The sequence below is a fragment of the Candidatus Nanosynbacter lyticus genome, assembly GCF_000803625.1.
GTDB lineage: Bacteria > Patescibacteriota > Saccharimonadia > Saccharimonadales > Saccharimonadaceae > Nanosynbacter > Nanosynbacter lyticus.
On sequence record NZ_CP007496.1, the window covers coordinates 85024 to 97171 of the forward strand.

A 12148-nucleotide genomic window follows, 5' to 3' on the forward strand; every position below is an offset into this window, starting at 1 on the left:
GATGAAGAAGTACAATTACGAAGCCAGAGATAGTGCTAGTAATAAAATTGTTAAATCTGTAGTTCAGGCTGAAAGTGAAAATGCTGCTGCAAAGTTATTGACGACGCAGGGTTTTGTACCCTTAAAAATTGAACTACAAGATGATAAAACGGGTTTCTTTGCAAAGTTATCTGGTAGAATCACTACTAAAGATAAAGTGGTGTTCACTCGTCAGCTAGCGACACTTATTGGGGCGGGCTTGCCATTATCTCAGAGTCTTAGGACGGTTCAGGAGCAGACTACTAATAAGCGGATGCAAGAAATCGTTCAAGAGATTATCTCTGATGTGGAGGGTGGTAAATCATTGTCTGACTCATTTGCTAAGCACCCGGAGGCTTTCAATAAGGTGTACGTGGCGCTGGTTGCAGCTGGTGAAACTTCAGGTACAATGGACGAATCTTTGAAAAGGCTAGCCGCTCAGCAGGAAAAAGATGCTGCCATGATGAGCAAGATCCGTGGTGCTATGATGTATCCATCAATTGTCTTGGCGGTGATTATCTTAGTGGTTGGTTTTATGTTGTTTACAGTGGTGCCACAGGTTGAGGGACTATATCGCGACTTAAATAAAGGTCTGCCGTTCATAACATTAATCATGATTAATGTGGCTAATTTTTTTATTCACTTTTGGTGGCTCGCATTGTTGGTAATGATTATTGGCGGCTATTTTTTGGTACAATACCTAAAAACCGAGCAGGGCATTAGAACTAAAGACACATTTAAGCTTAATGTTCCATTATTTAAGGGGATGTTCCGAAAAATGTATATGGCGCGGTTTTCCAGAACAGGCCAAGTTCTGCTAAGCACTGGTGTGCCGATGCTTGATATGCTTCGTATTTCGTCGGATGCAGTCAATAACATGATTATTAGCGAAGGTATTATCCGAGCAGCGGATAAGGTAAAGGGCGGAAAAGCCCTCTCGGCATCTTTGTCGAATGAGGAATATTTCTTAACGATGGTGCCACAAATGATTAAAATCGGCGAGCAGTCGGGTAAGATTGACGAAATGATGGGGAAAACTGCTCAGGTGTATGAAGACGAGCTTGATGAAGAGATCCGCGCTTTATCGACCGCTATAGAGCCGGTTCTGATGGTATTTCTAGCATTAGTTGCCGGTACGATGGTTGCTGCAATACTATTCCCAATCTATAGTTTGGTTGGCAATATAAATATTCACTAGACGACCAGGTGATTTTGGTGTATTATAAGCGTAAGCATTTTTTTGCACAAATATAAGCATAAGCCATAGAAAGGTGGAAATTTCAATGGTAAATAAAGACAACAAAAAAGGATTTACAATCATCGAGGTAGTTTTAGTCCTGGCTATTGCTGGACTTATCTTCGCGATGGTATTTATCGCATTACCAGCTTTGCAGCGCAGCCAGCATGACCAGTCGAGAAAGAATGACGCCTCAACAGTTGCTGCAGCTATTACTAACTGGAATTCTGCCAACCGTAACGGCGGAACCTTCAACGAGGAATCTTTACGCAAATATGTTGATAAACTTGATCAATATGATAAGAATTCAGAGCTGAAGGTGGTCGCTACCGGTTCATCAATGTCGGTTGCTGGTAATGAGATTAAGGTGATGCGCGGCCGTAAGTGTCCGTCCAGTATGCCGGCTCCATCTGCAGACGATCCAGCAAACATTACCTTAGAGAATGGCTCCTCGCGCAATGCTGCCGTCGTGGTGTTGTTGGAGAACAATGGATCTCAGAAACAATTGTACTGTCAGGATGTATAGATAAGGAACATTTACATAAGGTCAGCCTCTTAAGGGGGCTGATTTTTTTATGTTTTTTTGTTAACATAAGAAGTATGATGAAATTTATGATAGCAGGGTTTTTAGGCGCCATATTGGGTAGCTTTGTAGGGGCGCAGGTTTGGCGTTTGCGTGCTCGTCAGTTAGCTGAGGATAAAAAGGCTGGTGAGAAGGTTGACCAGAAAGAATTAAAGAGGCTCTCTCCACTAATAAAGAAAGTTTCTAAGGATCGTTCTCGCTGTCTATCTTGCGGCCACGAATTGTCATTTTGTGATCTCATACCAGTTTTCAGTTGGGTGATTAGGCTGGGAAAGTGCCGATATTGTAAGAATTTTATTGGTTGGACGGAAATTCTGCTAGAAGTAGCCATGGCTGGATTATTTGTCTTGTCTGTAGTATTTTGGCCAGGATCATTGATGGATTTTTGGCAGGTTTTGCTACTGGCTTTGTGGTTAAGCGGTTTAGTTTTACTGGCAATTTTATTTGTTTATGATCTCAAATGGCTGCTTCTACCTGATGTCATAAATATTCCGTTTATTATTTTGGGATTTATTTTTTCAATAATAAACTTGGCGCTATCTAATGATTTTACAAAGAGCCTGACGTCTCTTTTAGGGTCGGTTGTAATTTTAAGTGGCATTTATTTGCTACTTTATCTTTTCTCAAAATACCGCTATGGAGAGGAAAAAACTTGGGTTGGTTTTGGTGATGTTAAGCTTGGTTTGGGGTTGGCTTTATTCTTGGGTAATTGGTTGTTGGCTTTTGCGGCTTTATTCGCAGCTAATTTAATCGGTACGTTGCTAGTCCTTCCTTCAATGCTAAAGGGTAAATTACAGGCAACTTCAAGAATTTGCTTCGGTCCGTTATTGATTGTAGGGTTTTTATTGGCATGGTTTTTTAGTCAACAAATTTTAGCATGGGGCTTTCTTATCGTCTAAGTAAAATTTGCTTATGCTATAATGGAGAAGTGATGGGCAATAAACAAAAAGGTTTTACTATAATTGAAGTTATTTTGTTTGTGGCTATTTCTGGCTTGCTCACTTCTATGCTTATGGTGGGTGTTAACATATCAATTAATCGTCAGCAATATCGCGACTCAGTTCAGTCTTATGCTGGCTTTTTGCGTAATGAGTACTCAAAAGTCGTTAATGTTGAAAATGATAGATCGAAAAGTGTCTGTCCAATTGACGGTGCAGACGGTAGGTCGGAGACTGCACGCGGTCAGTCGGATTGTGTGATTGTTGGTCGCTATATTACTACATTTGGTCCACTAGGGTCAACTGACGGTAATTCCTATAGAGCATATCCTGTTTATGCATACCGATCAGATAAGGGCAGCGCTTGGGTATATCGGCGCGGTGCTGAATCTGACAAATATACCGTGAATTGGCAGGCAAAGACTAGATTTTCTAGCCAGCCTAAAAATAGCGCTTATATATCCATCTTAATGTATCGACATCCAGAAACAGGACAATTAGACATCAGGACGGACACTAGTAGATTTGGCGATAATTTAACGGATTTTGTTAATAATAAGAATAGTGCAGGCATAGTACAGTCCGCTGGCGAGCAGCGCCAACAGCGGGAAATTTGTATTTATGATGATGGTTGGTTGCCGAATGAGCGGCTTTCTATCTTTTTGCGTTCATATGCAGCCTCTGCTGATGCGGTTATCGTAGGGAACGCTACCGGAGGGTGTGCTGATGCGTAAATTTAACAGGGGTGATACTATCGTAGAAGTGCTGCTTGGTGTAACGATTTTTAGCATGGTTGCTGTTATTACGTTAGAAACTATGAATCGGGGCATGGCTATTTCCCAGTATGCCTTAGAGACGACGTTGGTGCGTCAGCAGGTTGATGCGCAGGCAGAAATGCTAAGATATGCTCACGACACAAAGAGTGATATTTGGAAAAAGTTGGTTGATAATAACGCCGTAAGTGTTTCCTCGGTTAATGACAATGAGGGTGGCTTGGGTGCAGAAAGCTGTCCTGACAACTTTTCTAATAAAGAGTTTGCCTTGGCTGCGACACCTTCACTCGGCTCTAAGATCAGTATTTTAAATAATCCAGGCGATTATAAACCGGCAGAAACTTATGCGCGAGTTGATAGTGGTACTAAAAAAACATATGGAATAGCGGTTAGGCTTGTTAAGCCGAGTACAGCTATAGGTAGTAGGGATAGCAATAAATATGATGCGTACATAAAAGCTTGCTGGATGCCAGTTGGTAGTAAAATGCCAGCAACAATTGGTACGATTGTGAGGTTGTATGACTCGGGTCGATAAACAGGGATTCACACTTGTTGAGTTAATGCTTGCGATGGCATTTATCTCGATTCTTCTATTGTCAATTACTATGGTGGGCGTTCAGGCGGGCAGAATGTATAGCCGGGGTGTGGTGCTGCGTGATATTAATCAGGCAGGGCGAGACATCTCCGATACAATTCGACGAGATTTTTTGCAGGCAAACGCCAATAAGATTGATGGTTCTGGTCTGAGAGTGCCGAACAATAGCAGTTGGGCAACTGGTCGGCTCTGTCTGGGGTCTCATTCGTATGTTTGGAACAACCCGAGATATTTGGACGATCCGAGCCTGCTGGGTGCAAATAGGCTATTTAAGGTTGACGGTAATCCGATAAACTTGGTGCGGGTAGTTGACGCTGACGGTGGCTTGTGTAAGAAAGATGGGTCCGGTAAGTATCCAGAGATGGTTGATTTAGCAAAATCATCAAACTTACTTAGGTCTATAAGTAGCGGTGATGGCTCGATTGGCATGCATGACGTTACATTGGAGAAAATCACATCGGACGATTCCAGGGAAGCCCTTTACAAGTTGACCTTTACTTTAGGGACAAGTAAGATGAGTGAAATTAGAAATTCTTCTTGTAAAGATCCGAGCGAGACAGATAATAATTTTGATTTCTGTTCTATAAATAAATTTGAAATGATTGTGAGGACAAATGGGTAGAGGTATACGACAATCGGGCGCTGTATCGCTTTTTGCGGTTATTTTTGGGGCGATGCTGCTAACTATTGTCACAATTGGATTTATGCGATTGATGATTATGGACCAGAGACAATCTTCTAATAATGATTTATCGCAGAGTGCTTATGATGCTGCTTTGGCTGGGGTTGAAGATGCCAAGCGAGTAGTTCGTGCTGCACAAACAGGAAATATTCAGGCTGCAGGAGTACTCAATGGTCCGATTAACTGTAATATGGTTGCCGCCTCTGGCGTTGTCGGCGGTAGTACATCTGGCGATACTATTATTCAGACTGGCACCGGCGCTGGTAAGAGGTTTGATCAGGCCTATACTTGTGTAAAGATTACTATGAAATCTCAGGATTTTATATATAAATCTATTGAAGATAAATCCCAGCTTATACCGCTACGTGCAACCAGCTCATTTAATAAGATATCAATTGAGTGGTATCGCCGCGATGATGAAAGTAACCTTGGTGGCGCAAACGCAGTTAATACTGAGATATCTACCACGGGAGATTTGCCGGCAAGGAATAGCTGGCATAGTAACACTCCTCAATTGATGAGGGCGCAGCTAATTAATCCAGGGCCAACATTTAGCTTATCAACATTGGATACGACTGGCGTCACCTCCTTTTTCCGACCAAACGTATTGAGGTCAGATGTAGCAGGGCAAGATGGAACTGCAGTTTCTGGCAAGACGTCAGATCGACCAAGGGCAACTGACGGAAATGAGCATAATAATGGAACGAATATAGTATCTTGTAGCAAGACCTTTAAATTTTCTGGCGAATATTCGTGCAAGGCGGTGATTGAAGTTGATGAAATTGCTGCAGGCAGCGAAACGGCTTTTTTGAGACTAACTTCCATATACAAGGGTGGCAGCGTAAAAGTTTCACTTCAAAAAACGGATGGCACTATCGTAAATTTCGATGGAGTTCAGCCTATAGTTGACTCAACGGGACGAGCGAGTAATTTATTTAGACGAGTCGAGGCGCGTCTGCAAATTGGCGATGATTTTGCTTATCCAGATAACGCGATTGAGCTAAAGAATAGCCTCTGTAAAGATTTCTCCGTATCTGGTAGAGGATCTGCCGTTGCTGGTCGATGCAAACCTTAAAGGTAATTTATGTATCGCTATGAAAGCGTTCATGAATATCTTTTAGATGTTGATCTGTAACATGGGTGTATACCTGAGTTGTTGATATATTGCTATGTCCTAGCATAGATTGGACCGAGCGTAGATCGGCACCATTCATTAGAAGGTCGGTTGCAAAACTATGCCTCATGGTGTGTGGGCTTACGTGTTTGGTAATGCCAGCTAGGCGTGCATATTGGCTAACCATTCGTTGAATGCTACGAGCGCTTAGGCGGCGGTAATCGCCAGAAGTGCTGGGTGTGATGGTTCGTTTACTGCAACTTAGGAATAGTGCGGGTAGGCTATCTGTTCTTGAGTTCAGATATGTGGATACATGTTTGGCGGCACCTTTTGATATAAAGACTGGTCGGTCTTTTTGTCCTTTTCCTCGCACCATAAACTCGCGCCTTGTTAGGTTTATATGATCCCGATTTAAGTTGACTAATTCAGAGACGCGGAGGCCGCTGGAAAACAGCAACTCCACAATTGCCCGATCTCTCAGCCCCGATTCGGTGTCGGTTGGTATTTGCTCAATCATTCGCAGCACCTCGTCATATTGTAGAAAAGTTACTTGTTTCCGGACAGTCTTGGGTAGGATAATTTTATCCGCAGCCAAACTTTTGATATCGCGTCGAGAAAGGTATGTGAGTAGCCCTCGAAGTGCAATTAGATGATAGCTTTGTGTGATTAAAGATAAGCTTTCGCCTGTGTTGTCATTTTTATAACGGTTTAGCCAGAGACGATATTGCCTAATTAGCTCTGATGTAATTTTATCAACAGGTATATCACCGGCAAAATCGATAAATCTCTCTAGATAGAGCTGATAATTTATAATAGTTTTTTGACTGCGTCCACTCTCAACTTCCAGGTGTTCTAGAAAATCAGTTAGGGCTTCTGATATAAACATATACTTATTTTACAGTTAGAGGGCTGGTTTATCAAATCATCTATTTTTGGTACTATAATAAAAATAATAATGAGCAAAGGAGCAACCTATGTCAGATAGTGAAAAAAAATATTGTGGCGTTGAAAGAACGTTGATTGTTTTTAAGCCTGATGCTGTTCAGCGAGGAATAGTTGGGGAAATTTTACAACGTTTTGAGCGAGTCGGCTTGAAGATAGTTGGTGTAAAAATGACATCACCGTCTAGAGATCATTACTATGCGCACTATGAGGACATAGGTAAGTTGGCTACGCGTCGGGGCGAGGGTACACTAAACATAACGTTAGATATGATGATGGACGGTCCGGTCATAGCAATGGTATTAGAGGGAGTTGAAGCTGTAGCTGTCGTTAGGAAGATCGTTGGTCCAACTGAGCCAAAGTCAGCAGATATGGGAACCATTCGTGGCGACTATTCTCATATTAGCTTTGGCTATGCTGATGAGTGCCAAAAGGGTGTGCCAAACCTAATCCACGCTTCAGGTGACCCAGAGGAGGCCGTTAGCGAGATTAACCACTGGTTTAAGCCGGAGGAGCTAGTTAGCTATCATACACTAAGTGAGAAGTTTACGCGTTAGGCTGGTCTACCTGAGAGCTACTCGTGGTATAATTAGGTTATGCCTCGGTAGCTCAACTGGATAGAGCAGATCCGTCCTAAGGATAAGGTTGCAGGTTCGACTCCTGCCCGGGGTACCACGTATATGACAGGACAGCTAAAAGATAAGCAATTTGATGGACAGCGTGACGGGGAGCAGCTATTGTTCGTATTTCGTCGTCATATTATTGCTATGCGTAAAGGGTTTTACCTACTTCTCGGGTCAATGGCGTTCGGGTCGTTGCCGTTTCTTATCTGGCAAGATAACCTGAATTTATTATGGTTGTTTCTTGGTAGTTTTGTTTTTGGTCTGGTACTGTTTTCTTACCATTTTTTGATGTGGTTTTACACTTATTACATTGTTACAGATCAGAGAATCCGTCAAATTACACAGCATGGTTTTTTTGGTAAGGACGTAATTGAGCTGAAATTATCAAAAATTCAAAATATTAGCTATAATATTCCAGGATTTAGTGGGGAGATGTTTAAGTTTGGCACAATTATTATTCAGACGTTTGTTGGTGATCTTGTTATAAAAAATGTAGAGCATCCGGACGATGTCTATAATAAACTACAGGATGCGGTAGAACTTTCGGCGAAAAAGGAGGGTGATAATGAAAAATCTATTGAATCGTAAAGATAAAAAACAACCAAAGAAGCTACCTACGAGGATTACAAATGATACTGTAGCTCAGCATCGCGAAAAGGTCTTGGCGGCTGGTCGTAAGCATAAATATCCCATCCAGTATACTAAGCGTCGGTTGGTATGGATAACAATGTTTGTTAGCGTGGCAATTTTAGCTATTTTCGTTGGTCTTGGTTGGGCTCAGCTGTACTTGTGGAAAGATACTAGTGATATTGCCTATAGAATTACTAAAATTTTGCCTCTTCCAGTGGCGAATATAGATGGAGAAAATGCGAATTATAGTGATTATTTGCTGTACCATCGAAGCTCGCTGGCTGTTCTGCAGACCCAAGGGCAATCTGATCAAAAAGACAAAGTTAAGTTTTATCAAAATCAGTCAATAAATAAAGCCCTAGAGGTCGCATACGCTAAAAGGCTTGCAAGAGAAAATAATATTACAGTTGACGATAACAAGGTTCAGGATCTAATTAAAAAGCAACAAGAATCCAGCAAACTTTCACAGTCTGCTTATGAATCTGTAGTAAAAGATAATCTGCACTGGTCTATGGATGAGTTAAAGATAGCAATGAAATACACCTTATTAAAGCAGGAAGTATCGTTTAAGATTGATAAGACGGCTGACGATTTGGTGTCTACTATCCAAAATAAGGTGAAGAGTGGAAAATCTTTAAAAGATATTGCTGATGAGATGGGCAATAAAGTCCAGCCTGTATTTAATCTGTCTGTTTCTACGGACAACTCTGATGGTGGATTGACAAAATCTGCTACATTGCTAGCAAAAGGTAAAATATCAGAACCACTAAAAACCTTAGCTGGCGACGGCTACTATTTTGTGACACTTAACAGTTTTGAGGATAATACGGTAAATTATTCTTACGTTAAGGTGCCGCTAACAGAATTTAATAATCGGTTTAATTATCTTAAGAACAACAATAAGGTAAAATATTTTATCTCCATTGATAAATAATCTTTTTGGTTTGAAAAACCCTCTATTTTTGTTATAATTTCTTAAGGAGTTTGCCGTTGTAGCTCAGCTGGTAGAGCAGCTCATTCGTAACGAGCAGGTCGCTGGTTCAAGCCCAGTCAACGGCTCCATTTTATGAAAGATACTATCAATAAATCGATAAAAACCGTTTTAAGCGATCGTGGAATATCTATCCTTTTGATTGTTAATATCATAGTTTTTATTGCTATCTCCATATTCTTGATAACATCTATTAAGCATAGCGAAGCGCAGGTTATCACTCGCTACACTGCGTATGGAGTTGCAAACTTTTATAGAAACCATTGGTACAGTTTGTTCGGATATATTGCTCTAGCTTTTATGATTGTATTTGGACATTCTATATTAAGCATTAAGTTGGTTTCGTTAGAAAAGCGCAGTATGGCTGTATTTTTTCTGTGGTTGACTTTGGGAATCTTGATTGTTTTGACTGCATTGGCATATTCAATTATTAAAATTGCATCATTAGGATAAATGTATGGATATTGAAATTCCACTTGGCAAACGAACAAAAAAATATCGATTTTTTGAAATATTACCGGGATTGTTAAGCTACGGAGCTATCATTCTCCTCATTATTCTATCGATAGTTAATCCTATTCTGGCGTCAATATATCTTCTGACTATTATTTTAGTAGCTTTTGTGAAGACGATTGCCATTAGCTATAGGGTGGTTAGTGGTCACAGAAACATGGAAAGAGCATCTAGGGTTGATTGGAGCAGGCGTTTAATGGACTTAGAGAGTCCAAAAGAATCGTATTCTAGGTTGAGAGATATCCCCTCTGGGGCGTTGCTTTATAAACAACACTTAGAGAATCTGAGGTTTATGTCAGCTGCAGAGGAAGGGCATTTCCCAAAGCCCGGTAATATTTACAACGCCCTCATAATGCCGGCATACAATGAAAGTATTGAGGTGATAGAGCCTGCACTAAAGTCAGTCTTAGAGACGACCTACGACAAGACGCGTTTGATTGTTGTTTTTGCCTATGAAGAACGTGGTGGCGCTGAAATTGATAAGACAGCCCATATTTTAAAGGAAAAGTACGGTAAGAATTTTCACTCTTTCCATATAGTAAAGCATCCAAAAGACCTACCAAATGAAGTTGTTGGTAAGGGAGGGAATATTACCTATGCTGGTAAATGGCTGCAGCAGTATTTACAACATGAAGGAATAGCCTTTTCTGATGTAATAGTTACAACAATGGACTGCGATAATAAGCCGCACAAGCACTACTTTGACTATTTAACGTATGAATATATCACACATGAAGACAGGAAGCATTTATCGTTCCAGCCAATATGCTTGTTTACTAATAATATATGGGACGTACCTGCGCCGATGAGAGTGGTGGCGACGGGTAATTCATTCTGGAATATTATTAGTTCTATGAGGCCTTACTCTTTGCGCAATTTTGCATCTCATGCGCAACCTATGAGTGCGCTTGTGGAGATGAACTTCTGGAGTACCCGTACAATTGTCGAAGACGGACATCAATATTGGCGTAGCTATTTTTATTTCAACGGCAATTATGAGGTCGTGCCAATGTTCGTTCCAATCTATCAGGATGCGGTATTGTCTAGTGGCTATGTAAAAACGTTACGCGCTCAGTTTATTCAATTACGTCGTTGGAGTTATGGCGCTTCAGATGTGGCGTATGTCGGTAATAATGTATTCAATAAGGATAGGAAGGTAAGGTTTTTGCCGAGCTTGGCGAGGTTTATAAGATTATTAGATGGACATGTTACACAGGCCTGCATTGCGCTAATCGTTGCGTTTGGTGGATGGGCGCCGCTTGTATTAAACGGCGAGGCTGCTCGTAGTGTTGCTGCTCATCAATTGCCCGATACAGTAAGTCTGATACAGCAGGTGGCAATGGTTGGTATACTGGTGTTAATTTTTGTATCATTTAAGCTTCTGCCTCCACGCCCAGAAAGATATAAGAAGCGTAGGAATATACTTATGGTTATGCAGTGGGCTTTGATGCCGGTAATCGCTATTGTATACAGTTCAATGGCTTCGTACAATGCTCAGACGCATCTTTTATTTGGTAAGTATCTTGATAAATTTGATGTAACGGAAAAAACTACTGTTGAGATGAATGACCAGGGTCGTTCTCGGGGTAATAAAAAGAGGGGCGACCGCGTCTCTTCCGCTGACTAGTGATTAGATTGTGCTGGGCAGCGTACTGTAGGGCTGCTATTTGATCAAAATTCTGTAGAGTAGAGTGGGTAATCTTTGCTATATCTTGTGTTGATATTGTATGTTTGTTTTGTAGAAATAGTAGCTTATCTTGTACGGTATTTGCTAAATCGTAGCTGTAAAAATCAGCTGCTTTTTTATCATGATTAAAACTTCGTGCAATACTGATGATTAGCTTGCCTATAGAGAAGTTATTAATATTGTTTTCTTTCGATAGGACTGGAAGGTGAATTACCGGCTTCTCGTAGGTTGTAAAAGAGTGCCCGCATCGTGTGCACACATGTCTTCTCCATGTTGTCGGATATTTTTTATTTTGACGAGAGTTAACTATGCGGGTTTTGTCGTGAAAACATTTTAAACATATCATATCAATATATTGTCATATAACTATAAAAAAATCTAGTGGAAAAGTACTGTGTAAAATAAAAAGCCCCATCTACAGGGGCTTTCAGCGCTACTGTGTATTAAGTAGAGGTCTAACGATTGTGCGGATCAGCAGACAGCGCAGATCTCTCCTCGTTAATCTTCCTGTTGTATTCATAATGAAGTTGCGCTTTGCTCAACAGGGAGCATGATTGTTTGATTTTTGTGTCTAATTGCGGTGAGCTATGTTTACTCATACTATGGATATTAACATATTTGCTCTATAATGTCAATGCTTACATCGATAAAATTAAAATACCCTTTATTAATAAAGGGTATGTTTTTGTCGTATCTGGTGGGCAATAGAGGATTCGAACCTCTCACCTCTTCAACGTCAATGAAGCGCTCTAGCCAAATGAGCTAATCGCCCAGATGTAATAATACTATCACAACAGATATCTGTTCGCAAGGAGCGTGCTA

At 40.9% G+C, this 12148-nt stretch carries 15 protein-coding genes and 3 tRNA genes; 14 read left to right on the forward strand and 4 right to left on the reverse strand.

Annotation, left to right across the window (positions count from 1 at the left end; all coding sequences use genetic code 11):
* The first annotated feature begins 1 nt into the window (after position 1).
* The 7 genes from TM7x_RS00430 to TM7x_RS00460 all read left to right on the forward strand — a co-directional run bounded on the left by TM7x_RS00430 (position 2) and on the right by TM7x_RS00460 (position 5901).
* The gene (locus tag TM7x_RS00430; RefSeq protein WP_039326815.1) at positions 2 to 1216 is read left to right on the forward strand and encodes a type II secretion system F family protein; all 1215 of its coding nucleotides are present in this window, start codon (positions 2 to 4) and stop codon (positions 1214 to 1216) included.
* Positions 1217 to 1301: 85 nt separating this feature from the next.
* Positions 1302 to 1781, forward strand: a complete 480-nt coding sequence (locus tag TM7x_RS00435) for a type II secretion system protein (protein ID WP_039326816.1) — start codon at positions 1302 to 1304, stop codon at positions 1779 to 1781.
* Between the two features lie 74 nt (positions 1782 to 1855).
* Entirely contained in the window at positions 1856 to 2737 is an 882-nt protein-coding gene (locus TM7x_RS00440; protein ID WP_082001317.1) for a prepilin peptidase, read from the forward strand.
* A gap of 32 nt (positions 2738 to 2769) precedes the next feature.
* On the forward strand, positions 2770 to 3510 hold the full coding sequence (locus TM7x_RS00445) for a type II secretion system protein (RefSeq protein ID WP_039326819.1): 741 nt from the start codon (positions 2770 to 2772) through the stop codon (positions 3508 to 3510).
* Positions 3503 to 4084, forward strand: coding sequence for a PulJ/GspJ family protein (locus TM7x_RS00450; protein WP_039326821.1), 582 nt, complete (start codon positions 3503 to 3505; stop codon positions 4082 to 4084). The genes TM7x_RS00445 and TM7x_RS00450 overlap by 8 nt, the downstream gene beginning before the upstream one ends.
* On the forward strand, positions 4068 to 4766 hold the full coding sequence (locus TM7x_RS00455) for a PulJ/GspJ family protein (RefSeq protein WP_039326823.1): 699 nt from the start codon (positions 4068 to 4070) through the stop codon (positions 4764 to 4766). The genes TM7x_RS00450 and TM7x_RS00455 overlap by 17 nt, the downstream gene beginning before the upstream one ends.
* Entirely contained in the window at positions 4759 to 5901 is a 1143-nt protein-coding gene (locus TM7x_RS00460; protein ID WP_039326825.1) for a hypothetical protein, read from the forward strand. Before TM7x_RS00455 ends, TM7x_RS00460 begins: the two co-directional genes overlap by 8 nt.
* 7 nt (positions 5902 to 5908) lie before the next feature.
* Here the strand turns inward: TM7x_RS00460 and xerA are convergent, their stop codons facing one another.
* A complete protein-coding gene (xerA, locus tag TM7x_RS00465; RefSeq protein ID WP_039326827.1) occupies positions 5909 to 6826 on the reverse strand; it encodes a site-specific tyrosine recombinase/integron integrase in 918 nt (305 codons plus the stop codon).
* An 88-nt stretch (positions 6827 to 6914) separates the two neighbouring features.
* On the opposite strand from xerA, the gene TM7x_RS00470 reads away from it, so the two are divergent.
* From TM7x_RS00470 to TM7x_RS00500, 7 genes are all read left to right on the forward strand, one after another.
* Positions 6915 to 7439, forward strand: coding sequence for a nucleoside-diphosphate kinase (locus TM7x_RS00470; RefSeq protein ID WP_039326829.1), 525 nt, complete (start codon positions 6915 to 6917; stop codon positions 7437 to 7439).
* Positions 7440 to 7480: 41 nt separating this feature from the next.
* Positions 7481 to 7557, forward strand: a tRNA-Arg gene (locus TM7x_RS00475).
* Positions 7558 to 7562: 5 nt separating this feature from the next.
* Positions 7563 to 8093: a PH domain-containing protein gene (locus tag TM7x_RS00480; protein WP_039326831.1), complete on the forward strand. Its 531-nt coding sequence runs from the start codon at positions 7563 to 7565 to the stop codon at positions 8091 to 8093.
* Positions 8071 to 9069 (forward strand): SurA N-terminal domain-containing protein, encoded by a 999-nt coding sequence (locus TM7x_RS00485; RefSeq protein WP_039326833.1) that lies wholly within the window; start codon positions 8071 to 8073, stop codon positions 9067 to 9069. Before TM7x_RS00480 ends, TM7x_RS00485 begins: the two co-directional genes overlap by 23 nt.
* A 52-nt stretch (positions 9070 to 9121) precedes the next feature.
* Positions 9122 to 9197: transfer RNA gene (locus tag TM7x_RS00490), tRNA-Thr, on the forward strand.
* Positions 9198 to 9201: 4 nt separating this feature from the next.
* A complete protein-coding gene (locus TM7x_RS03960; RefSeq protein WP_082001318.1) occupies positions 9202 to 9579 on the forward strand; it encodes a hypothetical protein in 378 nt (125 codons plus the stop codon).
* A gap of 4 nt (positions 9580 to 9583) precedes the next feature.
* Positions 9584 to 11266: a glycosyltransferase family 2 protein gene (locus TM7x_RS00500; protein ID WP_039326837.1), complete on the forward strand. Its 1683-nt coding sequence runs from the start codon at positions 9584 to 9586 to the stop codon at positions 11264 to 11266.
* Here TM7x_RS00500 and TM7x_RS04220 read toward each other — a convergent pair.
* The 3 genes from TM7x_RS04220 to TM7x_RS00505 all read right to left on the reverse strand — a co-directional run bounded on the left by TM7x_RS04220 (position 11190) and on the right by TM7x_RS00505 (position 12098).
* A complete protein-coding gene (locus TM7x_RS04220; RefSeq protein ID WP_420887224.1) occupies positions 11190 to 11672 on the reverse strand; it encodes an NrdR family transcriptional regulator in 483 nt (160 codons plus the stop codon). The two genes, TM7x_RS00500 and TM7x_RS04220, sit on opposite strands and share 77 nt — an antisense overlap.
* A gap of 109 nt (positions 11673 to 11781) precedes the next feature.
* Positions 11782 to 11925 carry a hypothetical protein gene (locus TM7x_RS04115; protein ID WP_158386486.1) on the reverse strand — a complete coding sequence of 48 codons (144 nt, stop codon included), beginning with the start codon at positions 11923 to 11925 and terminating at the stop codon, positions 11782 to 11784.
* Positions 11926 to 12021: 96 nt separating this feature from the next.
* A tRNA-Val gene (locus TM7x_RS00505) sits at positions 12022 to 12098 on the reverse strand.
* Positions 12099 to 12148 lie beyond the last annotated feature (50 nt).